24 protein-coding genes and 2 pseudogenes are annotated in these 21,952 nt (G+C 66.5%); 21 read left to right on the top strand and 5 right to left on the bottom strand.

Annotation, left to right across the window (positions count from 1 at the left end):
* Positions 1-37: 37 nt before the first annotated feature.
* From trpC to IU448_RS22105, 7 genes and pseudogenes are all read left to right on the top strand, one after another.
* Positions 38-856 carry an indole-3-glycerol phosphate synthase TrpC gene (gene trpC, locus IU448_RS22135; RefSeq protein ID WP_195057600.1) on the top strand — a complete coding sequence of 273 codons (819 nt, stop codon included), beginning with the start codon at positions 38-40 and terminating at the stop codon, positions 854-856.
* Complete coding sequence (gene trpB / locus IU448_RS22130) at positions 853-2,145, top strand: tryptophan synthase subunit beta (protein ID WP_195057599.1); 1,293 nt, start codon at positions 853-855, stop codon at positions 2,143-2,145. The genes trpC and trpB overlap by 4 nt, the downstream gene beginning before the upstream one ends.
* Positions 2,142-2,942: a tryptophan synthase subunit alpha gene (gene trpA / locus IU448_RS22125; protein WP_195057598.1), complete on the top strand. Its 801-nt coding sequence runs from the start codon at positions 2,142-2,144 to the stop codon at positions 2,940-2,942. The genes trpB and trpA overlap by 4 nt, the downstream gene beginning before the upstream one ends.
* Positions 2,943-3,120: 178 nt before the next feature.
* Positions 3,121-3,973 (top strand): annotated as a pseudogene (lgt, locus tag IU448_RS29605) (prolipoprotein diacylglyceryl transferase); the annotation flags it as partial.
* A gap of 739 nt (positions 3,974-4,712) precedes the next feature.
* Positions 4,713-5,243 carry a TM2 domain-containing protein gene (locus tag IU448_RS22115; protein ID WP_195057597.1) on the top strand — a complete coding sequence of 177 codons (531 nt, stop codon included), beginning with the start codon at positions 4,713-4,715 and terminating at the stop codon, positions 5,241-5,243.
* 212 nt (positions 5,244-5,455) lie between these two features.
* Positions 5,456-6,874 carry a pyruvate kinase gene (gene pyk / locus IU448_RS22110; RefSeq protein WP_195057596.1) on the top strand — a complete coding sequence of 473 codons (1,419 nt, stop codon included), beginning with the start codon at positions 5,456-5,458 and terminating at the stop codon, positions 6,872-6,874.
* Between the two features lie 25 nt (positions 6,875-6,899).
* Positions 6,900-7,793, top strand: a complete 894-nt coding sequence (locus IU448_RS22105) for an acyl-CoA thioesterase (protein ID WP_195057595.1) — start codon at positions 6,900-6,902, stop codon at positions 7,791-7,793.
* A 14-nt stretch (positions 7,794-7,807) separates the two neighbouring features.
* On the opposite strand, the gene IU448_RS22100 is transcribed toward IU448_RS22105, so the two are convergent.
* The gene (locus IU448_RS22100) at positions 7,808-8,215 is read right to left on the bottom strand and encodes a hypothetical protein (protein WP_195057594.1); all 408 of its coding nucleotides are present in this window, start codon (positions 8,213-8,215) and stop codon (positions 7,808-7,810) included.
* A 140-nt stretch (positions 8,216-8,355) separates the two neighbouring features.
* Positions 8,356-8,982, bottom strand: a complete 627-nt coding sequence (locus IU448_RS22095; protein ID WP_195057593.1) for a low molecular weight phosphatase family protein — start codon at positions 8,980-8,982, stop codon at positions 8,356-8,358.
* A 426-nt stretch (positions 8,983-9,408) separates the two neighbouring features.
* On the opposite strand from IU448_RS22095, the gene IU448_RS22090 reads away from it, so the two are divergent.
* The 3 genes from IU448_RS22090 to IU448_RS29120 all read left to right on the top strand — a co-directional run bounded on the left by IU448_RS22090 (position 9,409) and on the right by IU448_RS29120 (position 11,972).
* The gene (locus tag IU448_RS22090; RefSeq protein WP_195057592.1) at positions 9,409-9,705 is read left to right on the top strand and encodes a hypothetical protein; all 297 of its coding nucleotides are present in this window, start codon (positions 9,409-9,411) and stop codon (positions 9,703-9,705) included.
* Positions 9,706-9,852: 147 nt separating this feature from the next.
* Positions 9,853-11,283: a sensor histidine kinase gene (locus IU448_RS22085; RefSeq protein ID WP_195057591.1), complete on the top strand. Its 1,431-nt coding sequence runs from the start codon at positions 9,853-9,855 to the stop codon at positions 11,281-11,283.
* Positions 11,280-11,972 (top strand): response regulator transcription factor, encoded by a 693-nt coding sequence (locus IU448_RS29120; RefSeq protein ID WP_228813917.1) that lies wholly within the window; start codon positions 11,280-11,282, stop codon positions 11,970-11,972. The genes IU448_RS22085 and IU448_RS29120 overlap by 4 nt, the downstream gene beginning before the upstream one ends.
* Before the next feature lie 63 nt (positions 11,973-12,035).
* Here IU448_RS29120 and IU448_RS29785 read toward each other — a convergent pair.
* A pseudogene (locus IU448_RS29785) lies at positions 12,036-12,371 on the bottom strand (phosphatase PAP2 family protein); the annotation flags it as partial.
* On the opposite strand from IU448_RS29785, the gene IU448_RS29115 reads away from it, so the two are divergent.
* Positions 12,277-12,726 (top strand): hypothetical protein, encoded by a 450-nt coding sequence (locus tag IU448_RS29115; protein ID WP_228813915.1) that lies wholly within the window; start codon positions 12,277-12,279, stop codon positions 12,724-12,726. The pseudogene IU448_RS29785 and the gene IU448_RS29115 overlap by 95 nt on opposite strands.
* Positions 12,727-13,725: 999 nt before the next feature.
* Here the strand turns inward: IU448_RS29115 and IU448_RS22075 are convergent.
* Together IU448_RS22075 and IU448_RS22070 are read right to left on the bottom strand one after the other, a co-directional pair.
* Positions 13,726-14,205: a kinase gene (locus IU448_RS22075; protein ID WP_324188671.1), complete on the bottom strand. Its 480-nt coding sequence runs from the start codon at positions 14,203-14,205 to the stop codon at positions 13,726-13,728.
* Between the two features lie 47 nt (positions 14,206-14,252).
* Positions 14,253-15,113, bottom strand: coding sequence for an AAA family ATPase (locus IU448_RS22070; RefSeq protein ID WP_324188670.1), 861 nt, complete (start codon positions 15,111-15,113; stop codon positions 14,253-14,255).
* A gap of 190 nt (positions 15,114-15,303) precedes the next feature.
* On the opposite strand from IU448_RS22070, the gene IU448_RS22065 reads away from it, so the two are divergent.
* From IU448_RS22065 to IU448_RS22020, 10 genes are read left to right on the top strand one after another with little or no spacing between them, the layout of a single operon-like run.
* The gene (locus IU448_RS22065; protein ID WP_195057589.1) at positions 15,304-15,762 is read left to right on the top strand and encodes a hypothetical protein; all 459 of its coding nucleotides are present in this window, start codon (positions 15,304-15,306) and stop codon (positions 15,760-15,762) included.
* A 26-nt stretch (positions 15,763-15,788) separates the two neighbouring features.
* On the top strand, positions 15,789-16,433 hold the full coding sequence (locus tag IU448_RS22060; RefSeq protein ID WP_195057915.1) for a DUF2637 domain-containing protein: 645 nt from the start codon (positions 15,789-15,791) through the stop codon (positions 16,431-16,433).
* Complete coding sequence (locus IU448_RS22055) at positions 16,433-16,675, top strand: hypothetical protein (RefSeq protein WP_195057588.1); 243 nt, start codon at positions 16,433-16,435, stop codon at positions 16,673-16,675. The genes IU448_RS22060 and IU448_RS22055 overlap by 1 nt, the downstream gene beginning before the upstream one ends.
* A complete protein-coding gene (locus IU448_RS22050; RefSeq protein ID WP_195057587.1) occupies positions 16,675-17,976 on the top strand; it encodes an FtsK/SpoIIIE domain-containing protein in 1,302 nt (433 codons plus the stop codon). The genes IU448_RS22055 and IU448_RS22050 overlap by 1 nt, the downstream gene beginning before the upstream one ends.
* Positions 17,973-18,416: a DUF3307 domain-containing protein gene (locus IU448_RS22045; RefSeq protein ID WP_195057586.1), complete on the top strand. Its 444-nt coding sequence runs from the start codon at positions 17,973-17,975 to the stop codon at positions 18,414-18,416. The genes IU448_RS22050 and IU448_RS22045 overlap by 4 nt, the downstream gene beginning before the upstream one ends.
* A 41-nt stretch (positions 18,417-18,457) precedes the next feature.
* Positions 18,458-18,646 (top strand): hypothetical protein, encoded by a 189-nt coding sequence (locus IU448_RS22040; RefSeq protein WP_195057585.1) that lies wholly within the window; start codon positions 18,458-18,460, stop codon positions 18,644-18,646.
* Positions 18,643-19,317, top strand: coding sequence for a DNA cytosine methyltransferase (locus tag IU448_RS22035; protein WP_195057584.1), 675 nt, complete (start codon positions 18,643-18,645; stop codon positions 19,315-19,317). The genes IU448_RS22040 and IU448_RS22035 overlap by 4 nt, the downstream gene beginning before the upstream one ends.
* Positions 19,314-19,466, top strand: coding sequence for a hypothetical protein (locus IU448_RS22030; RefSeq protein ID WP_195057583.1), 153 nt, complete (start codon positions 19,314-19,316; stop codon positions 19,464-19,466). The genes IU448_RS22035 and IU448_RS22030 overlap by 4 nt, the downstream gene beginning before the upstream one ends.
* Complete coding sequence (locus IU448_RS22025; RefSeq protein ID WP_195057582.1) at positions 19,463-20,134, top strand: hypothetical protein; 672 nt, start codon at positions 19,463-19,465, stop codon at positions 20,132-20,134. Before IU448_RS22030 ends, IU448_RS22025 begins: the two co-directional genes overlap by 4 nt.
* On the top strand, positions 20,134-21,834 hold the full coding sequence (locus IU448_RS22020) for a replication initiator (RefSeq protein ID WP_195057581.1): 1,701 nt from the start codon (positions 20,134-20,136) through the stop codon (positions 21,832-21,834). Before IU448_RS22025 ends, IU448_RS22020 begins: the two co-directional genes overlap by 1 nt.
* Positions 21,835-21,952 lie beyond the last annotated feature (118 nt).

Below are 21,952 nucleotides of genomic sequence, written 5' to 3'. Positions count from 1 at the left end.
GTAATTTGCGTGTCTCCCCAGAAAGGATTCGAGCCAGATGACGGTACTCGACTCGATTCTCGACGGGGTCCGCTCGGATGTAGCCGCCCGGGAAGCCGTGCTGGACTTCCCGGCGGTGAAGGCAGCGGCCGCCGCCGCGCCTCCGCCGCTCGATGCGAAGGCGCACCTTCTCGAGGACGGCATCGGTGTGATCGCCGAGGTCAAGCGGGCCAGTCCGTCGAAGGGGGCGCTCGCCGATATCGGTGACCCCGCGAGCCTCGCCAAGGCCTACGAGGACGGCGGCGCCCGGATCATCAGCGTGCTCACCGAGGGCCGGCGTTTCCACGGGTCGCTGGACGATCTGGACGCTGTCCGCGCCACGGTCGATATTCCGGTGCTGCGCAAAGATTTCGTCGTCGGCCCCTATCAGATCCACGAGGCGCGGGCGCACGGCGCCGATGTGATCCTGCTGATCGTCGCCGCCCTGGAACAGGACACGCTGGCATCGCTCATCGATCGCACCGAATCGCTCGGGATGACCGCGCTCGTCGAGGTGCACACCGAGGAGGAGGCCGACCGGGCGCTCACCGCCGGTGCGAGCGTGATCGGGGTGAACGCGCGCAATCTGAAAACTCTCGAGGTCGATCGGGACTGCTTCGCCCGGATCGCGCCGGGGCTACCCACGGAGGTCGTGCGGATCGCCGAATCCGGAGTCCGTGGTACCGCCGATCTGCTCGCCTATGCCGGCGCCGGTGCGGACGCGGTGCTCGTCGGCGAGGGCCTGGTCACCAGTGGTGATCCGCGGGCGGCGGTATCGGAGCTGGTCACCGCCGGCACGCACCCGTCCTGCCCGAAACCGGCCCGGCGGGGGCGATGATGACGGCGTCCGGATCGTCCACCGACCATGCGCTGCCCGCCGCGAGTCGCGGGGTGGCGCAGCGTAGCGAGCACGAACCCGACGAGGGCGGCCATTTCGGCGTCTACGGCGGCCGGCATGTGCCCGAGGCGCTGATGGCGGTGATCGAGGAGGTCACGGCCGAATACGACAAGGTTCGCCTGGATCCCGATTTCCTCGCCGAACTCGATCGGTTGCAGCGTGATTACACCGGTCGTCCCTCGCCGGTCTTCGAATGCGCCCGGCTGGCCGAGCACGCCGGTGGCGCGCGGATCCTGCTGAAGCGCGAGGATCTGAACCACACCGGCTCCCACAAGATCAACAACGTGCTGGGGCAGGCGCTGCTCGCCAAGCGGATGGGCAAGACCCGGATCATCGCCGAAACCGGCGCCGGGCAGCACGGGGTGGCCACGGCCACCGCCTGCGCCCTGCTCGGACTGCGCTGCATCATCTACATGGGTGCGGTCGATACCGCCCGGCAGGCGCTGAACGTGGCCCGGATGCGGCTGCTCGGGGCCGAGGTCGTCTCGGTGACCCTCGGGTCGCAGACGCTCAAGGACGCGATCAACGAGGCCCTGCGCGACTGGGTCACCAACGCCGACGACACCTACTACTGTTTCGGCACCGCCGCCGGACCCCATCCGTTCCCGATGATGGTCCGCGATTTCCAGCGCGTCGTCGGAATGGAGGCCCGGGCCCAGGTCCAGAGTCTGACCGGCCGGCTGCCCGATGCCGTCGCCGCCTGCGTGGGCGGGGGATCCAACGCGATCGGTATCTTCCATGCCTTCATCGACGATCCGGGTGTCCGCCTCGTCGGCTACGAGGCCGCCGGTGACGGCGTGGAAACCGGCCGGCACGCGGCCACCTTCGCCGGTGGTTCCCCCGGCGCCTTCCAGGGGGCCTACTCGTACCTGCTGCAGGACGAGGACGGACAGACCATCGAATCGCATTCGATCTCGGCCGGCCTGGACTATCCGGGTGTGGGCCCCGAGCACGCGTTCCTCAAGGATATCGGCCGGGCCGAGTACCTACCGGTCACCGATACCGCCGCGATGGATGCGCTGCTGCTGCTCAGCCGGACCGAGGGCATCATCCCGGCCATCGAATCCGCGCATGCGGTCGCCGGGGCGCTCGAATTGGGCCGGGAACTGGGCGAGGGCGCGATCATCCTGGTGAACCTGTCCGGGCGCGGTGACAAGGATATGGACACCGCCGCCCGCTGGTTCGGGCTCTTCGACGATCCGGACACCGGCAAGGAGAACGGTCAGTGAGTTCCGAATCCCGGCTCGGCGCCACCTTCGCCGCCTGCAAGACCGATAACCGCGCCGCACTCATCGGCTACCTGCCCGCCGGCTACCCGGACCTCGAGGGTTCGCGCAAAGTCGTGCGGGCAATGGTCGAATCCGGTTGCGATATCGTCGAAATCGGCGTCGCCTATTCCGATCCGGTGATGGACGGCCCGACCATCCAGGCCGCCGCCGATCAGGCGCTCCGCGGCGGGGTCCGGGTCCGTGATGTGTTCTCCGTGGTCGAAGCGGTGACCGGCGCCGGCGCCCAGGCGGTGGTGATGAGCTACTGGAATCCGGTGCTCAAATACGGCGTCGACCGGTTCGCCCGCGACCTCGCCGCCGCCGGTGGCGCCGGTATCATCACCCCGAACCTCATTCCCGAGGAAGCCGCCGACTGGTTCAGCGCCTCCGCCGCGCACAACCTCGACCGGATCTTCCTGGTGGCGCCGTCGTCCACCGAGGAACGCCTGGCCGCGACCCTCGACGCCAGCTCCGGTTTCGTCTACGCCGCCTCGACCATGGGGGTCACCGGCGCCCGGGACGCGGTGTCGACCATGGCTCCCGCCCTGTGCGCCCGCATTCGCGAGCACAGCGATATTCCCATCGGCGTCGGCCTCGGGGTCCGCTCCGGTGCGCAGGCGGCCGAAATCGCGGCCTATGCCGACGGGGTAATCGTCGGATCCGCGCTGGTCAGTGCCGCGGCGCAGGGGCTGGACGAGGTGCGGGCCCTGACCGCGGAATTGGCCGGCGGCGTCCGGTCTGCCACCGTTACCTCCTGAGCCCGGCGGCCGGCGCGGCCACCACGCGTGACACCGCGCTGAGCAACCGGCGCGGCTCGCGGCCGGGACGGTGCCGAACACGCGAGCCGGAGGCCGAACTTGCCAACCCGGCCGCCTGGACTACGGTTGCCCCGTGACCGTTCTCGCCGTACCGGAAACCACCTCGACCGCCACCGAACTGCTGGCCTATCTGCCCAGCCCGCCGCAGGGTGTCTGGGATATCGGGCCGTTCCCGCTCCGCGCGTACGCGGTGTGCATCATCGTCGGCATCATCGTCGCCATCTGGTGGGGCGAGAAACGCTGGCAGGCCCGCGGCGGTGAGGCCGGCACCGTCCTGGACGTCGCCGTTTTCGCCGTACCGTTCGGACTGATCGGCGGCCGGCTCTACCACGTCGCCACCGACTGGCAGAAGTACTTCGGCGCCGACGGCAACCCCGTGGATGCCTTGAAGATCTACCAGGGCGGCCTCGGGATCTGGGGTGCGGTATTCCTCGGCGGAATCGGTGCCTGGATCGCCTGCCGCATCTACAAGATCCCGCTGCCCGCGCTCGGTGACGCGATCGCCCCGCCGATTCTGCTCGCCCAGGCCATCGGCCGGCTCGGCAACTACTTCAACCAGGAACTCTACGGCCGGGAAACCGATCTGCCGTGGGGCCTGGAGATCTACCTGCGCTTCGACGAGTCCGGCCGGCTCGACATGATGAACGGTGTGTCCTCCGGCGAGGTCCATTCCGTCGTGCATCCGACATTCCTCTACGAGCTGCTGTGGAATGTCGCGGTGGTGCTCGCACTGGTCTATATCGACCGGCGTTTCCGGATCGGGCACGGGCGGCTGTTCGCCCTGTACGTCGCCGGCTACTGCTTCGGACGCTTCTTCGTCGAACTCATGCGCGACGACGAGGCCACCCAGATCGCGGGTATCCGGATCAACTCCTTCACCTCCGCCCTGGTCTTCCTGGCCGCCATCGCGTACTTCCTGTTCGCCACCAAGGGCCGGGAAACCCCCGAACAACTCCGCTCCGAGTGGGGGCCGCGCCCGTGGCCCTGGCAGATCGGCGCCCTGCGGACTGCAGGCGAGGCGTCCGAGACCGGTTCCGGCGCGGAAGCTTCGGCCGCCGCACCCGATTTCGAGACCGGGAACGAGTCCGAGTCCGGGGAGTCCGGTCCTGCGGACCCGCTCGAGAAGGCGGCGGTGACGAAGGAGGACGGTGAGTCCGGCACCGGCGATTCGCTCGCGAAGCCGAAGGGAGCCGGCGAGCCCGAGAAAACGGACGACTCCGCCGATTCCGCAGCCGGCCCGCAAGTTTCGTCCGCCGAGGCCGATCCCGCGGACCCGGGCGGGTCTGCGGAGCCGCCGAAATCCGCGACAGGCGAAGATGCCGTGGATCCGAAGTCCAGCGCGAACGCCGAATCCGATGCTGCCCACACCGAATCCGTATCACCGGCGGATACGGATTCCGCGGCCACCGCACCGAAGAAACCCTGAGCCGGCCGGAACAGCCTTCCACAGCCCAACACGAGGTACGGGCCCTAACCTTGCGCTGCCGGATGCGGCGCCACGTCACAGCGGGGGGAGCGAGCGAAGAACGACGAGACAGATACTCCCCGGACTCTGCGCCGCCGAAGAGCCCTGCCCATGACTGCCAACTCGAGGTTCGGGGCATGTCTCGTTCTGGAGCGACCGAGCGGGGAGCGCAGGAGTGAAGAACGAGATCAAGGGGTCCCGATCCCTGCGCTGCCGGAGGCGGCGCCGATAACACAGGAGGAGCAGTGACCGATCCGTACCAGCAGGGCGGACCGCAGTACGGCCCGCCGGGCACCGGCCCGGATCTGAGTAAAGCGCCGGGATATCCGTCGCAACCGCAGGCACAGCCCTACCCGTCCCAGCCGTACGGCGCGCAGCCGTATCCGGGGCAGCCGGACCCGCAGTACGGGGCCGCACCCGGGTACGGGCAACAGGATCCCGTTTACGGTCAGCCGGGCGCTTACGGACAGCCGGGGCCGGGCTACGGCGCGCCCATGGGCTACAACCCGATGGACCCGGAGGCCCCTTACGGCCGCGATATGTACGGGGTGCCGCTGTCGGACAAGCAGAAGATGGTTGCGGGCCTGCTGCAGATCTTCTTCGGTTACCTCGGGATCGGCCGGTTCTACCTCGGCGATACCGGGGTGGGGATCGGCCAGATCGCGGCCAGCATCTTCACCTGCGGTATCGCCGGGTCGATCTGGGGGCTCATCGACGGCATCATGATCCTCACCGGCAAGGTGACCGATACCCACGGTCGTCCACTGCGGGACTGAATCCTCCCGGTATGCGGAATGCGGGTCCACCCACAGTGGGCCCGCATTCGTGTATCCGGGGCGATTCGTAGCGCCGAGGTAAGAGTTGCGCACGGCCCCCGGTTCGTCCTGACGCGGGCGGCGTTGGGTCGCCGTTCACTCAGAGTTCGGCGGCCCCGACGCCGTCCGCGGGCCGGACGGGACGCCGGACTCCGGCAGGTTAGGCTCGACTCGTGATGCGACGGACGAAGATTGTGTGCACCCTCGGCCCGGCCACTGCCACCGAGGAACGTATTCGAGAGCTCGTCGAAAGCGGTATGGACGTCGCCCGGCTGAATTTCAGCCACGGCGAGCACTCCGACCACGCCGAAAACTACAAGAAGGTGCGGCAGGCCTGCGAAGATCGCGGCCGCGCCGTCGGCATTCTCGCCGATCTGCAAGGCCCGAAGATCCGGCTGGGGCGTTTCGCCGAGGAACGCACCGTCTGGGCAACCGGTGAGGTCGTGCGCATCACCGTCGACGAGATCGTCGGTGATCACGACCGCGTCTCCACCACCTACAAACAGCTCGCCGCCGACGCCAAATCAGGTGACCGGCTGCTCGTCGACGACGGCAAGGTCGGGCTGGAGGTGATCCGCGTCGAGGGCAACGACGTGGTGTGCGAGGTGACCGAGGGCGGCCCGGTCAGCAACAACAAGGGTGTTTCGCTGCCGGGGATGGATGTCTCGGTGCCCGCGCTCTCCGAAAAAGACATCGAAGATCTGGAATTCGCCCTGAACCTGGGCGTGGATTTCATCGCGCTCTCGTTCGTCCGGTCGCCGTCGGATATCGAACTCGTCCACGATGTGATGGACCGTGTCGGACGGCGGGTGCCGGTGATCGGCAAATTGGAGAAACCCGAGGCGATCGACAACCTCGAGGCCGTGGTCCTGGCCTTCGACGCGGTGATGGTGGCCCGCGGCGATCTCGGCGTGGAACTGCCGCTCGAGCAGGTGCCGATCGTGCAGAAGCGGGCCATCCAGATGGCCCGCGAGAACGCGAAACCGGTGATCGTCGCGACCCAGATGCTCGAATCCATGATCGAGAATTCGCGGCCCACCCGCGCCGAGGCCTCCGATGTGGCCAATGCCGTCCTCGACGGCGCCGATGCGGTGATGCTGTCCGGTGAGACCTCGGTCGGCAAGTATCCGATCGAGACCGTGCGCACCATGGCGCGCATCGTGCACGCGGTGGAAACCGAATCCACCAATGTGCCGCCGCTGACGCATACACCGCGCACCAAACGTGGTGTCATCTCGTATGCCGCCCGCGATATCGGGGAGCGGCTCAACGCCAAGGCGCTGGTGGCGTTCACCCAGTCCGGCGATACGGTGCGCCGGCTGGCCCGTCTGCACACCCCGATCCCGCTGCTGGCGTTCACCCCCCTTCCGGAGGTGCGCAGCCAGCTGGCGCTCACCTGGGGCACCGAAACCTTCATCGTGCCCACCGTGGACAGCACGGACGCGATGATCAAACAGGTCGATCAGGCGCTGCTGAGCATGAACCGCTACAGCAAGGGGGACCTCGTGGTCATCGTGGCGGGCTCCCCACCGGGTACCGTCGGGTCCACGAACCTGATCCACGTGCACCGTATCGGCGAGGAGGACCACTGATGCCGAGCAACCCCGGAGACGCCCGGTGAGCGCGCCGGTCGACGAGACCGTCACCGACCGCCACCGCGATCTCGACACCCTGCTGGAGCTGCTGGACCTGGAGGAGGTGTCCGGGGATGTGTTCCGCGGGCACCATCCGGAGAAGGTCGCCAGCCGGACCTTCGGCGGGCAGCTGGTCTCGCAGGCGGTGATCGCGGCCGGCCGTACCGCCGGGGATCGGCCGATCCACGCGCTCAACGCCCATTTCGTCCGGGGCGGCGATGTGAAGAAACCGATCGACTTCCACGTCGAACGGCATCGCGACGGCCGCGCGTTCGCGAACCGGACCGTCACGGCGGTCCAGGACGGCCAGGAGCTGTTCGTGATGCTGGCCTCCTTCCAGGAGTGGGGGAAGGGGCTCGAACACGCGCACGAGCGGCCGGAGGTACCGGATCCGGAGACACTGCCGCGGATCCAGGAGAGCTTCGCCGGGTTCGAGGACAAGCTGGAGATGTTCGTCAACGCTCCGCACCCGATCGATATGCGTTACACCAACGATCCGGCCTGGATCCTCAAGGGCACCGGCGAGAAGTTGAACCACAACCGGGTGTGGATGCGCGCCGACGGCACCCTGCCCGACGATCCGCTGATCCATGTGGCCGCGCTGAGCTACTCCTCGGACACCACGGTGCTGGATTCGATCATCACCACGCACGGGCTGTCCTGGGGCCTGGACCGGATCGTCGCCGCCACGGTGAACCATTCCATCTGGTTCCACCGCCCGTTCCGGTTCGACGAATGGGCGCTGTACGCCACCGAATCCCCCGTGGCCGCAGGCTCACGGGGATTGGCGACCGGGCGCTTCTACTCTCGATCGGGTGATCTGCTGGCCACCACTGTGCAGGAAGGCGTTATCCGCCATTTCCCGGCACGGAGCTGATTGCGCGCGGGCGGTCAGAGCCGCTCGGCGAGCAGCGGTTCGAGATCGGCTTCGGTGCGCTCTTCGGCGCTGAGCGTGAACGGCGCACCGGGGCCGAATTCGTCCAGCCCCCGCAGCAGCCGATGTTCCAGCGCGTCGATGTAGCCGTCGGTCAATTCGGCCGGATCACCGACCAGGCTCAACGCGATCTCGAACGTCGCATGCCCGCACGGGTCCGCGCCGGGGTGCCCGGCGCGCCAGCGGCTGTCGAACTCCTGATGCCGCGAATCGTCTTCGGCGACCGGCAGCGTACAACGCCACGCGCACACCTCACCGTCGTCGAGGTGTTCGGCGAGGTCGGCCCGAACGGACTCGACGAGTCTGTCCAGCGTTTCCGGGGTCACATAAACATGAAGCGAAACATCCGAAATACGTTTCGGCATGCGCGATTCCTGTCGTGTGTCGAACCTGCAACGGAATGGATTTCTCGGTGTTCCGGACCGCGAGTGTAGTGCGCCTGGCTCGGAAAGTCAGACTCCGATTCGGCATCGTTGTCAATCGCCCGATATCGACGTGTCCACGGTTACGCGTACCAGCCGGTGTGCTGGGCGGCGACCAGCGGTGACAGCCGGGTCGCCGACGGGCCCGGCTGCACCACCAGCGGCGGCCGACCCCACTGGGGTTGCGCCGGTGTGCTCACCGGCGCCAGCGCCACCAGCAACGGCACCAGCGCCTCGGCGATCTTGTCTCCTACCTCGCAATACGCCTGCGCCGAAAGCCCCACCGGATCGCCGATGTTCTCCCGCCCCACCAGCGACAGGTTGTGCCGGCTGCGATGCAGTTCGGCCACGCTGCGCGCACCGGTGACCCGCGCGATCCGATATGCCTCCAGCAACGTGAACGTCCGCGACCCCGCCGCCGCCGTCTCGGCCACCTCGTCCCGGATGTTCTCGGTCATGGTGAGTACCAGATCCGCGCGATCGATATGCTCGGCTTTGAGCCTGCGGGCCCGGAAGTTACTCGGATCCCCGCCCAAACCGGTGATGGCCTCGGCGGCCCGTGGCTCCACCGGAAAACCCACCAGGGCGCGGGTCCCGGCGCTCTCGGCGGTGATCCCGGTCAGCCGGTATTCGACCGCGATGGAACGGGTCAGCCGTTCGGCGATCACCGAACGGCACACATTGCCATTGCAGACGAACAGGATGTGCATGCGGCTACGGTAGGTCGCTCGCGACCTGCGCAGAAGCGGTGTTCGCACGAAATCACATCCCCGCGCCGATGAATTCATCCGCCCTTAGCGTCGGGTTTCTCCAATGGTTCGGATACCCGCCGAGTCGGCCTTTTCCCACCGCAGCCAGGATCATCGGCGGTGACGAGATCGGCGAGCCCCGATACCGCTGTCCACAGCGGCTCGGCGAAACCTCGGCGCCGGTGAGGTGCGAGATCACCACTACTTCGGCATTGTGCTCGAGGATATGCCGGCCGGCGATCAGTAGGACCGGTTTGGGAGCCGAGGGGCCGAAGACCGGGAACACCACGTCGAGCCGGACACTGCGACTGATGGAACCCAGGCTCGACGCCTACATCGATCCCACACGCAGCCGAGGGTTCGATCTGCTGGTAGCTCATATCGACGGTGCTGCAGCAGGGCAAACGTGGGGCCGGCCGCTTCGATCTGGCACGGCGGGGTGAGGCGGCCTGCACCTCGACGACGGCGGCCTGGACGACAGCGATCTGGACGAGTTCACCGCCGAGACCGGTGACCGGACATTCGCCTTTGTCGGAGGTCATGGTGTGCGCCGAGCACGCCGGTCGGGGACTCGCCTGCGCCCTGCACAACCAGCTGCTGCGCAACCGGTCCGAGCAACGCGCGACATTGCTGGTGGAACCGGAAAACGAGTGTGCCTACACGCGGTACCGGAAGTGGGGCTGATACCGGGTCGGTCGGTTGCGCCCGAACTGGGAGAACGCGCCCACATTCGATGTGCTGATGCACGACCTGCCGCTCTGAACCTCAGGCCGGTGACTGCCGTTGTGTGGCTCGAACCGCTGTCGAATTGTGGTTCCGTAATGTGGATGCGTGAATCGATCGGGGCCGTTTTCCGGTAATCGGCCGGATGCCGCGCGGTGGCCGGAAAGCGTGCTGTTGGCGGGTGCGGTCGCAGGGGCGGTGCTGAGCGCGATCGATTGGCTGGGAATTCCGGTTGTGGTGGTGTGCGGGTTTCTCGCCGGGTTTCGGGCACGTTCAGCTCTGCCTGCGGCGGTACTCTCGATCGCGGTGGCGGCGGTGGCGGTGATCGTTGCCTTCGTCCGGCCGTCCGCGACGGCTTCCGTCGGTGTTTTCTCAGTTGTGCTCGTGGGCGCCGGCATGCTGCCCTGGTTCACCGGACGGCTCTGGCAGTTGTCGCGGGCGTTGGCTCGGGCCGGTTGGGAGCGCGCCGCACAAGCGCAGCGAGAGATGGCCTTGATCGGTGAGCAGGCGCGCCTACGAGAACGCCTGCTGATAGCCCGGGACATGCACGATGGGCTGGGGCATGAGTTGAATCTGATAGCGCTGTCCGCCGGGGCGCTGCAAGTGTCCGATGGGCTGTCCGCGGAGCACCGGGATACTGCCCGCCAGATCAGGACACGCGCGGCGGTAGCGGTGGACCACCTCGGTGAGGTGATCGGCGTCCTGCGGTCCTCGTCCGGAGCATCGGCCGCGCGGGATGTCGTCGGCCTGGTCGAGGACGCACGCGCCGCGGGCCTGCGGATCGAATTGCAGATCGCGGGCTCGCCGTCGGCGGCGCCCCGGATGGTGCAGCATGCCGTATACCGTGTTGTGCAGGAGGGGTTGACCAACGTGGCCAAACATGCGCCGGGCTCGACGACATATGTGGTGATCGGATTCCATGAGGCGCACACGGAGATGTCGTTGACCAACGGGCCGGTCCCGGTCGCCGCCAACTCGGCCGGGAACGGAAGCGGTCTCATGGGTTTGGCGGAGCGTGTTCGTTCGACCGGCGGAAGGTTGTCGCATCACCGCCTCGGTGACGAGTTCGTGGTCCGCGCATGGTTTCCCAACAGCCCCGCGGCTCTCGGCGACAACGGCGCTCCGATTCCGGAGATCGACTCGGGCCCGCGGATCATCGAACAGCGGCAGCGCGGCCGATCCCATCTCCGGATGGTCGCGGTGTCCGCCGTTGTGGTTCCCCTGGCGACCGGGGCGGTTCTGACCGGCGGATTGCGGATATGGGAGGCGATGACCGTTCGGAGCTCGGTCCTGGACGCGACCGCTTTCGACCGGTTCCGTGTCGGACAACACCGCAGTACGCTGGCCAATTACCTGCCTCCACAACAGTTGGCCGCGCCACCTGCGCCTTCGCCCGCTCCGGGCACGGTTTGCGAGTATTACGCAATCACAGCGAACCCGTTCGACGATCACTCGGGAGACGTCTACCGCCTGTGTTTCCGCGCCGTCGACGACGTACTGGTCGGCCTCGACGTGATTGCCGGGGGACACAGCCGATGATCCGGGTGCTGATCGCTGACGACGAACCGCTGGTCCGTGCCGGTGTCCGTGCCATCTTGTCTACCGACCCGCAGGTCACGGTCGTGGCCGAAGCCGCCGACGGTCACGAGGCGGTCGAGGGTGTGCGGCGACACCGCCCGGATATCGCTGTCCTGGATATCCGGATGCCAACTCTGGACGGCATCACCGCTGCGGTGCAGATCCGCGAGATCGCGCCCGGAACCGGATTGATCGTCCTCACCACGTTCGGTGAGGACGACTACATTCTGCGCGCGCTGAGCAGTGGCGTCGCCGGGTTTCTCACCAAGTCCGGCGACCCGGCGGAACTGATCGCCGGGGTGCGCGCAGTGGCGGACGGAGCTGCCTACCTGTCACCGAAGGTTGCGGCGCGAGTTGTCGCGCATCTGGCGAGCTCCGGGCAACGGTCCGCGGCCGGGCGCCGGGCCGGCGCCCGTGCCCGGGTCGAAGCGCTCACCGGGCGCGAGCGAGAAGTGTTGACCCTGCTCGGTGCCGGGCTGACCAACGGGCAGATCGCGCGGCGGCTGAACGTGGTGGAGGGGACGGTCAAGGCTCATGTGAGTTCGATCCTGGCCGCGCTCGGGGCCGACAACCGTGCGGCCGCTGCTGTGGTGGCCTACGAGGCCGGGCTTGCCCCGGCCGATTCCGGCACGCACGAAAGGCTCCGCTGATTTCATCGCGGCCAGCAGGGCACCGACCGTGCATGCACCTAGAACAACGCCGGCCAGCACGTCGTGTGGATAGTGAACTCCCGACGCCACCCGCGTTGCGGCCGCCACCACCGCCAGTACTGTGGCAGGAGCGGCGAACCTGCGTTGCGTGACCGCGAGCCCCACTGCCAACCCCGCCGCCAGCGTTGCGTGATTACTAGGAAAAGACCAGTCGCCGGGCTCCGGGCAGAGACCGGGCTCGAGCGCCGCACTCATGGCGCGGCAGGGACGCTCCTCATCCACCACCAGCTTCACGGATTCGCTGATGACGAATGCCCCGACCGTGCCCAGAGCCGTTGCCACGCTCGTCGCTACAGTCGACCACTGTTTGCCTCGAAGTCCTCGCCACGCCGACCACATCCACAGCGCGCCCAGGATCAGCAGGCAGGCCTCCCCGAACAACTCCACCGACTGTGCCACCCACGCGGGAGAATCGAAGGCACCGGCCAGCAGTCGATACATCCTCGCCGAAAGCCCCTCGGTGACCTCGATCGGTTGTGGCCGCCCCATTCCTCCCGGAGCCAGCCATGCCACGACGGCACCACCGGCTGCCGCCACCGAAACCGAAACCGCCGACCACCGGACCGCCTCGGTCCACATTCTGGTTCGCATGGCGAGCGACCTTAGGGGCGGTGACTACCCACCACATCGGCTGGACGACAAGCCGGCCGATATGACCATCGTCAGGGTTGACGCCGAAGAAAACCGGCAGTAAGCCCACCACAGCTTCTCGGCTCAGTGAGCCCGCAGTGTCGCGATCGGGAGCGCCCAGAGTCGATCGCCGAAGGAGCGCGAGGCGGTTCCGATAGGGAGTACGACGCCGGCGATGAATCGGTCGCGCTGAAGTTGCGGATTTCTCGAGCATGGCCACGTTTCGCAGGGACGTGGCGGGGACGCGCCTACGTCGAAGTCAAGGTGGTGTGCGGTGGCAGACGGAATGGACTCCGGCGCGCGCACTCTCTGCGGACTGCGTGAGGGTGGAAGAGAGGGCCGGGAATCGGAAACACCGTCCGACCTTGGTGCCGAGTGTGGGACTCGAACCCACACGTCCTTTCGGACAACGGTTTTTGAGATTGACTCACTGAATAATTGCAGGTCACGGGATCGTTGGTGATTGTGGGCGAATCGCCGTGACCTGGGCAGACACCCCGCTGACGGCGTTGGCGGGGTTTGTCGTGCGCGTACCTACTGCGGACCAGTTGCGGACTGACGGGCCTGGGGACTTTCCTTCCCCCTGCTTCCTCATACTGGCCATCTCTGAGCTGAGGGAAGGGCTAGTCAAGGGTGCCGAAGGCATCACGCAGTGACGCGAAGCGCCCTTTACTCGCCCGCACTGAAGTCAGATCATCGGGCCATGAGGAGGCTGGGGATCTCGTGCTGCGGGGTCTTCGTGGTCGTTGGTCGGGACCACAGCCGGTTGACTCGGCAGAGAACCGGCTGATTCGTGGACGACTGCGGGAGGTAAGTCGGGTACGGCACTCGTCGTGCCCACACTTCTCGGTTATCGAAAATTCAGCAATCTCGGATCGGTGGGTGCTGGCGCAGCGTGCGGCCGACGCACCGGCGCGCCGGGCGGTGAGGTACGAGCAAGGCCGCTGCGCGCCGAAGTGCGGCGGCGGCGCGCAGCGCCGGCGCCTCTTGATCCTGTATGGCGAAATTCGGCAACTGTCCCCGTGCAGTCAGGAGGACCGTCGAAAACGGGCGGGCAAGACTCTCACGCGCAGACTGTTGAGCGAATGAGTCGCGCGGCTTCGTCCGGTGTAGTGATCGTGGTGTCGATCCTGATGTTCGGTGCGGCGAGCGGTGGGGTTTCGTCCCATGCAGCAAGGCGTTCGTCAAAATCGCCGGTCGCCCGCTCTGTGATCCGAGAGATTGCCGTAGCTCGGTCGGAATGAAGCTCAACCACAGTCCAACTCACACCCGGAGTTGCCGCCACCACGGCGTCAATGACCTCCGGCTGGCCAGCATGGACAACTGGAATGCGGCCGGATTCAAGAAGTTGAAGTAGACCGGTGCGGTCGATCGCGTATCGCGCTCTGTAGCGAGTATTGGTCCAGATGAGATCGCCGGCTTCGAGTAACTGACTGAACTGTTCCGGGCTGGTCATTCGATAGCCGGAAGTCCGCCCGGGGCCGTCCTTGATCCGCTCGAAAAGCTGGAAGTCAGGATCAGTTCGCGAGAGAGCGACTGTCACAGTGTCCTTGCCGCTGGCTGGCGCCCCGTAAAGCAGTAACCCGGTATTCATTGGGCGGCAGACTCGCGTCGGAATCCCTCGATCAGTGATTGGGCCTGCTTCCGCAGCGGAGGGCTGTCGGGGTCGTTGTCGATGACGACGTGCGGGGCCGATGGCCGGAAATCGAGATTCAGACCGGCGCTGTACTCGTCCCAGTGTGCCAACTTCCATGCGTCCCGGGCCGCACCTCTACGACGGAGATACATCAACATGGTTTCGAGTGAGCACCGTACCCACACGAAGATAACGTCTGCGTGCTCCGTTTCGGCGCGGGCGGTCATGTTCTCTAGCCAGGACTGATCAGCGAACTCGCGGAGGTATGGCGCAGAGGCAATCGCAGAGTTGCCAACCTCAAGGTTGTCCTGGATGACGGCTGCAAGCGCCTCGTACTCGCGCGGACGAATACGATTCAGGTAGATGTCCGATTCCCGGTCGTCGATCGTCGAACCCAGGTCCTCAAGTGCCGGTTCGATGATCGGTCGGGCAATGGTGTCCTTGTCCAGGATTGCCCAGCTTGTCTCTCGTGCAAGCGTTCTTGCAAATTCGCTCTTGCCGCTTCCTGCATATCCCCCCACGCATACGACACGCGGCCGGACGGGCCGAGCCGGTGGGGTGATTGACAGGCTGACAGACGTTGGTGTGGTCACGATTCGGCCCGACCGATCGTGACTGGCGATGTACCCATCGGCCGCAAGCTGCTCCATGGCCTTCGTGATAGTGAGCTGACTCGCCTTCCACTCATCAGCGAGAGCCCGCGTGCTCTGGAGTCGTTGACCATCTCGAAGCCGGCCGGATTCGATGTCGTTCCGGATGGCCTGCGCGATCCGCAAGTGAGCAGGTAACGGACGCTGGCTTTTCTGTTCCGGCACGAATGGTCTCCTTCAGTAGCAGTTGCACCCTAGAGGGTAGCAGTTGCCTCCAACGCTTCTACCTGGGGTTTCCCTCGGTATGTAACGGTTCGGTATCGGCATTGCGGGTAGCAATTGCTTTCAAACGAAAGCAGTTGCTACTGTTGGCTCACCGGAATCGCCGGCTCTCCCAAATCAAGGAGCTTTCAAAATGGCTATGAAGAATCTGTGGTTCACCCCGGCGTTCGAAGACGCGTTCCCGAAGGGCCTGTTCCTGCTCGGCGAGGTCGAGCCGATGTTGGAGTTCAACTCCGACCGCAACGCGCCGAAGCGGCAGCGCCAGGACCTCGACGCCGAAGGCAATGGCACCGGTAAACGTCTGTGGAAGGCCACGGTCACCGACCCGGCGGCCCCGAATGCTCGACAGGCGAGTTTCGATCTGGTGTTCGTCGCCGATGTCATGCCGGTTCCCTCCACCCCGGAACTGGCGCCCGGCATGCGCCCGATCGTGTTGGAGGGCTTGCAGGTCAAGCCGAAGATTGCCGGTCAGGGCGAGTTCAAGAGCATTGGCTGGAACATCCGCGCGACCGGTTTCGCCGGTGACAACTCCGGTTCGAAGCAGTCGCCGGCTGACCCGGGTGCGGCTCGGCCTTCCGGTAAGGCGGCGTGATGCGGGCGGCGGATCAGTCGGTGGGCATGCGTCTTGCGCACGGGTCCGCCGCACTCATCATCCTGGGCGTGGGGGCGGCAGCGTTCCGGCTGTCGTTCTCCACCCTGGAAGACCTCGCCCGGCTGGCTCGGATGCCTGCTGATGATGCGTGGTTGTTCCCGCTGATCGTCGACGGAACCATCCTGCTCGCCACCTTCGGGCTGCTGGTCTGCTCGCAGCACAAGTCCGAACGCAACTTCTTCCTCGGCGTGCTGGTGGTCGGCTCCCTGGTCTCGGTCGCCGGCAACTCCGTCCACGCGGTCGCCGCCGGTCAACCCTTACCCGGGTGGGCTGCCGCGTTGGTGGCGGCGGTGGCCCCTATATCCCTGCTGGTCGACACCCACGGGCTCGCGCTGTTGTTCCGGGTCGCTGCCCGCCAACGCGCCCAAGCCGACCCCGAACTCATGCCGGTGACTGAACCCGAACCGGACTCGCCGGCTGCACCTGTCGAGTCCGCTCCGGAACCAGTGACCGAACCGGCTCCCGAACCCACTGCTGTTCCTGCTCTCGCGCCGGTCCCTGACCCGGTCCCGGCCCCTGCTCCGGTGCTGCCTGCGCCGATTCCCGCTGTTCGTTCCTCGCGGCCGGTGCAAACGATGCTGCCGCTCGCTGTCCCTGTTGGGGGTGCCTGATGTTCTCCAAATCCACTGTCCTGGCTACCGCGGTCCTCGTCCCGCTGCTGTCCCTCATCCCGGCCGCCGACGCCGTCGCCGCTCCGGCTCCGGCTCCGTGCGCCATGTTCTGCGAGGACAAGGTGCCCTCGGCCGATGAGTGCGCGATGTTCTGTAACGAACCGCCCGCCCCGCCTGCCAACGCTCAGGGCTGCCGCCTGTTCTGCGACCTCGGCGAATCCCGGAACCCGGAGGTGCTGTGATGATCTCGCCCGACCTGCTCATCATGGGCGGTTCCGCCGCAGTGTCCACGTTCACCCTGTGGCACTGGCGCCGCCTCGACGGAGTGAAACAACCCGCCCATGCCGCTGCTTCGGTCCCGGTGGATCTCGGGCCGGCTGCCTCGATCGTCACCGACTCCAAACAGCTCGCCCTGATGTGGCCGGCGCTCAACCTCGGCTCATGGGAAAAGGGCTATCCCAACGTCACCGCCGCGAACCTGACCGAGTCGGGGATGCTGGTCGAAATCCAGATGTTGGGCGGCCAGTCACTCAAGGACTGGAACAACGACGCCACCCGCGACGCCCTCGCCCACTACTTCGCCGTCCCCGATGTGGTGGTGTCCTCGCCGGCACCGGGATTCGTGCACCTGGAACTGCGCACCACCGACACCCTCGCCGACTCCGCCCCGGTCACCGATCTGCTGGCCTACGGCGTGGACCTGGAAGCGGTCCCGGTCGGAGTGACCGAAGACCATGATGTGTGGCGGCTGCGGGTCCTCTACGGACATATCCTGCTGGCCGGCGCCACCGGTTCGGGTAAGGGCAGTGTGTTGTGGTCGCTGCTCAACGGTATCGGTCCCGCGATCAAGGCCGGACTGGTGGATGTGCGGCTCGCCGATCCGAAGGGCGGGGCGGAGTTCGGTCGCGGGGAGGACCGGTTGTTCACCCGCTTCGCTGTGGACACGGCCTCCATCCTGGCCATGCTCACCGAAGCCGTCGCCGAGATGGACGAACGACTGGCCCGGATGCGCCAGGCCGGTCTCCGCAAACTCGTTCCTTCCACCGATGAGCCGCTGATCCTGATCATGATCGACGAGGCAGCCTCCCTGTCGTCGTACGCCAACCGCGACGACCGTGATGAGTTCCGCCGGCTGACCGGGCTGTTGCTGTCCAAAGGCCGCGCTGCCGCGGTGTCGATGGTCGCGGCGTTGCAGGACCCGTCCAAAGAGACCATGCCCAACCGGCAACTTTTCCCGATCCGCATCGGTCTCCGGTTGGACGAACCGACCCAAACCGCCATGGTTCACGGCCAAGGCGCCCGGGACCGCGGTGCACGCTGCGACGAAATCTCCGAACACACACCCGGTGTCGGCTACGTCGGAGAAGACGGCACCACCGGGTTCACCCGGGTCCGCGCCTACTGGGTCACCGACAACGACGCAGACCGGATCGTCGAGCAGTACTCGCCGGCTACCCCGGATCTGTCCCCGCAGGCCGACTACTCCGACTTCGACCCCGACGACTTCGGCGATATCGAGGGCGAAGGGCTGGTGGCGGCATGACTACCACCACCGTGGCCACCGTCGCCGGATTCGCGGCGGTACTGGTGACCTTCCTCGCTGCTCACCAGGTCGCCGACTACTGGGTCCAAACCTGCCACCAAGCCGGCACCAAGGGCGGTCCCGGATGGCCCGGACGCCTCGCGTGCGCCCGCCACGTCGCTACCTACACCCTCACCCTGGTCATGATGCTCGGCGCCGTGATCTGGGTGACCGGACTGTCGGTCTCGCTCACCGGGCTACTCGTCGGGCAGACGGTTTCCGCGGTGTCGCACTACATCGCCGACCGCCGCACTCCACTGCGTGCGCTGGCCTGCGCGATCGGTAGCCGCGAGTTCTGGAACCTCGGCGCCGGCCACCTCGGTTCCGGTGCCGCAGCACTCGACCAGTCCTGGCACACCGGCTGGCTGTGGCTGGCCGCGCTGCTCACCGTCGCTCTCTGACCCATCCACACCACTCCCCAGCCCCGAAACGGAGAACACCCATGTCCCGCAACCCGATCCCCACCGCCCCCGCCGACGTGATCGACCTCGCGAGTCGTCGCCGCTGCGCCCTCGAACGCGCCGGAGCTGACCCGGTCTCGGTCGCGGTCGCCATGTTCGCCGAGACCGGTGAGGTGCCCGGCTGGGACTTCACCACCGACGACTCCGATGGTTCGGGGTGGGCGGCATGAACACCACCAGACGGCCTCGGCTGCTGGATCTGTACTGCAAGGCCGGTGGCGCCTCGATGGGCTATCACCTCGCCGGCTTCGATGTCGTCGGCGTGGATATCGAGGCTCAGCCGAACTATCCGTTCGAGTTCTATCAGGATGATGCCCTGAACTACCTGGCCCTTCACGGGCATCATTTCGATGCCATCGTCGCCTCACCGCCGTGCCACGACCACACCACCCTGTCCTCGCGCGCCGGGGTCAACGGCTCCGGTTGGCTGTTGGACGCCACCCTGGAAGCTCTCGCCGCCCAGCCTCGGCCGTGGATTGTCGAGAACGTCATGGGGGCGCGGATGCGGGCTGATGTCGTGCTGTGTGGATCCATGTTCGGCCTGCGCACCTACCGGCATCGCAAATTCGCTGTTGATCCCCGACTCCCGTGGTTGCCTCCGGTTCCGTGGCACCCGGTCCACCGGGTCCGCACCAGCACGAAGAAGACCCGCAAAGACTTCGCCGCCGGCATGCACATCTCCATCACCGGCGACGTCGGCGCCTGGACCGGCCCGGCCTGTATGGGCATCGACTGGATGACCGGCAAAGAACTCGCCCAAGCAATCCCACCCGCCTACACCCAACACCTCGGCGCCCACCTGCTCGACCTCCTCGCCGGCCCGGAAGCGGGTGCGGCATGAGCGAGAACACCGAACGGCGGGAACCGAACCGGATCGTCGTGGAAGCCGCCAAGCAAGTCCGCTCCAAACGTGGTCGCCGGCCCCGCCCCGATCTGCACGCCCCCAGCCCCGATCAACTCGCCCTGTTCGACCCGGAGAACCAGTCATGAGCCTGACACTTTCAACCACCAACCACGGCAACAGTTCCACTGCCACCGTTTCCACCACCGGTCAGCGTCGCGACGTGTTCGACCTGCTCGGCCTTGCGGTCCTGAATTCCGGCTGGTACCTCGTCACCGGGCTCGCTACCGCAATCCACTGGGCCATCCTGTTCCCGCCGATCTCCGTTCCGGTCGGTCTCGCTGTAGCGGCGGGTGTGCTGGTCGGGTGGCCTTCCGGGGTAGCGGTCGGTGTGGCGTTCGCCGGACTGCTGTTGCTGTGGCGTCGGGCTCGCCCGCAGCAGTTCGCCCGATGGATCACGGATCGTGCCCGGTCCCGGTTCCTGACCTGGTGGCGCTACCAGCGGAACTGGGCTCGCCTGATGAAAGCCTGCCACCTGACGGTCTCGACCCAAACCCGCATCGTCACACCGCGCCTCGCCGGCGTCGAGATCGGGAAAGGCACCGATCGGGTCAGGTTGCGGATGTTGGAAGGCCAGTGCCCGGCCGACTACGAGAACCGTGTCGAGACCATCGCCCACGCCTTCAACGCCGACCAATGCCATGCCTCGATTGTCGGCCCGGCCACCGTCGAACTGCGGTTCCGATTCGGCGATGCCCTCGCCGAAACCGTCACCGTGCCGCGGGTGGATCACTGGACGAAAGGACGTGCTGCCTGATGACTCCTGTTACCTCGACCGATAAGGCTGAGGTCCCGATCCGGCAGACCGCGGCCGAACGTCGTAGCCTGCCGGATTTTCGGGATATCGCCGAAGCCACCGCCGAAAAATACGGGGTCTGCACCCGGCCCCTGGTGATGAAGGTCTTCGATCCCGAGATCGGCACCAACCGCTACGTCGGCGTCCCGTGCAAAGCCTCCCTGGAATCGGTGTGCCAGCCGTGCGCGATGCGGCACAAGTTTCTCCGGGCGACCCAGCTTCGTGAGGGCTGGCACATGGAGACCGAACCCGAACACACACCCCTGGAACCCACAGAGGCCCAAATCGATCTGCTGACGGCTCGCTCGGACCTGTTCGACACCTTCCAGCAGGCCAAGGCAGACGGTGACACGTCGATGATGGACGCGGTCCGCGAGGTGGTGTCGGACCTGGACGCGGAGATGAAGGAATCTGGGTTCCGTGGCCGGCTGCCCGCTTTGGATCCGACCGAGAAGACCCGCCGCAAACGCTCCACCGCTCGTCGCCAAGATGCCCCGAACCTGCCGCGGCGCAAGGTCTCCAAAACCACGATCGGCCGCCAGTTCGCCGGCAAGTACAGGCCCTCGATGTTCGTCACCCTCACCCTCCCGGGCTACGGGCAGATCAACCGCGACGGTGGCGGGTTCGACAAGAAGGGCAACCCGGTCTCCGACGGCTCACCGCGCGACCCGAAAAACTACGACTACCAGACCGCGGCCCGCGATATCGCGTTCTTCGCCGACCTCGTCGATCGGTGGATTCAGAACCTGCGCCGGGTCGTCGGCTACAACGTCCAGTACTGGGGCGCGATCGAACCCCAGCGCCGCGGCGCCCCGCACCTGCACATCGCTCTTCGTGGCGCGATCTCGCACAAGATCATCGAACAGGTCACGGCAGCGACCTACTTCCAGGTGTGGTGGCCGCGCTTCGACCCCCAAGACGAGATCTACCCCGGCGATATCGTCCCGGTCTGGGACCCGGGCAAGGCCACCTTCGTCGACCCGCACTCCGGGGCCGCGCTGCTCGATATCGAAGACGCCCTCGACGTGCTCGGTGAGATGGAGGAGTGGCGGCCGGCGCATGTGATTCGGTTCGGGGAGCAGGTCGATTCCAAGGGCATCCTCGGCGGAACCCAGGAGGCCGCCCGCCACATCGGCTACATGACCAAATACCTCACGAAGTCGATCAACGAAGTCCTCGAACCCGAAACGCAACGCGCCGCCGATCACTACGAACGCCTCCACGCCGAGCTGCAGCATGTGCCGTGCTCGAAGTCCTGCCCGATCTGGCTGCGCTACGGCATCGTCCCCAACGGCGCCACCGAGAAGACCGTTCCGGGCCGGTGCCGCGGCAAGACCCACCGTCGGGACCTGCTCGGCATCCCTGGGAAACGGACCCCGAACTCACGCCAGTGGTCGGGCAAAACGCTGCCGGATCATCGCGCGGACCGGGTGGAGTTCGTCCGGGCACTGCTCGCCGAACACGGCATCGAAAAGCCCGACAACCCCAAGCTCCGATATTCGCTCGTGAAACCCGGGGACAAGAGCGCCCCACCGCGGGACCACATCATCATGGCCGCCATCGCTCAACGTCTGGCCTGGCGCGCCGAGTACAACCAAGCGCTGCTCGGCGCCGGCCCACCAGACGAACTCGGAATTCCCGCAATCCCAGAAGCGGCATGAGAAAGGACAGCACGATGGGCGAGGAAGAGATCTACCTCAGGGCAAAGGACTGCGAGGCATTGACCGGGATACCCGCGGCTACCTGGCGATGGTGGGCGCACGTCGGTCAAGGTCCGGC

The organism is Nocardia flavorosea (genome assembly GCF_015477805.1).
GTDB lineage: Bacteria > Actinomycetota > Actinomycetes > Mycobacteriales > Mycobacteriaceae > Nocardia > Nocardia flavorosea_A.
The sequence above is the reverse complement of the archived record's forward strand: the minus strand, read 5'-3'. Positions and strand labels throughout refer to the sequence as shown.

Bases quoted from the DNA above. Each gene is read 5' to 3' on its own strand.
- trpC (WP_195057600.1), top strand. From the start codon at position 38: ATGACGGTACTCGACTCGATTCTCGACGGGGTCCGCTCGGATGTAGCC.
- trpB (WP_195057599.1), top strand. From the start codon at position 853: ATGATGACGGCGTCCGGATCGTCCACCGACCATGCGCTGCCCGCCGCG.
- IU448_RS22100 (WP_195057594.1), bottom strand. From the start codon at position 8,215: ATGCCGAAACGTATTTCGGATGTTTCGCTTCATGTTTATGTGACCCCG.
- IU448_RS22095 (WP_195057593.1), bottom strand. From the start codon at position 8,982: ATGCACATCCTGTTCGTCTGCAATGGCAATGTGTGCCGTTCGGTGATC.
- IU448_RS29120 (WP_228813917.1), top strand. From the start codon at position 11,280: ATGATCCGGGTGCTGATCGCTGACGACGAACCGCTGGTCCGTGCCGGT.
- IU448_RS29115 (WP_228813915.1), top strand. From the start codon at position 12,277: ATGACGAATGCCCCGACCGTGCCCAGAGCCGTTGCCACGCTCGTCGCT.
- IU448_RS22065 (WP_195057589.1), top strand. From the start codon at position 15,304: ATGGCTATGAAGAATCTGTGGTTCACCCCGGCGTTCGAAGACGCGTTC.
- IU448_RS22060 (WP_195057915.1), top strand. From the start codon at position 15,789: ATGCGTCTTGCGCACGGGTCCGCCGCACTCATCATCCTGGGCGTGGGG.
- IU448_RS22055 (WP_195057588.1), top strand. From the start codon at position 16,433: ATGTTCTCCAAATCCACTGTCCTGGCTACCGCGGTCCTCGTCCCGCTG.
- IU448_RS22050 (WP_195057587.1), top strand. From the start codon at position 16,675: ATGATCTCGCCCGACCTGCTCATCATGGGCGGTTCCGCCGCAGTGTCC.
- IU448_RS22045 (WP_195057586.1), top strand. From the start codon at position 17,973: ATGACTACCACCACCGTGGCCACCGTCGCCGGATTCGCGGCGGTACTG.
- IU448_RS22040 (WP_195057585.1), top strand. From the start codon at position 18,458: ATGTCCCGCAACCCGATCCCCACCGCCCCCGCCGACGTGATCGACCTC.
- IU448_RS22035 (WP_195057584.1), top strand. From the start codon at position 18,643: ATGAACACCACCAGACGGCCTCGGCTGCTGGATCTGTACTGCAAGGCC.
- IU448_RS22030 (WP_195057583.1), top strand. From the start codon at position 19,314: ATGAGCGAGAACACCGAACGGCGGGAACCGAACCGGATCGTCGTGGAA.
- IU448_RS22025 (WP_195057582.1), top strand. From the start codon at position 19,463: ATGAGCCTGACACTTTCAACCACCAACCACGGCAACAGTTCCACTGCC.
- IU448_RS22020 (WP_195057581.1), top strand. From the start codon at position 20,134: ATGACTCCTGTTACCTCGACCGATAAGGCTGAGGTCCCGATCCGGCAG.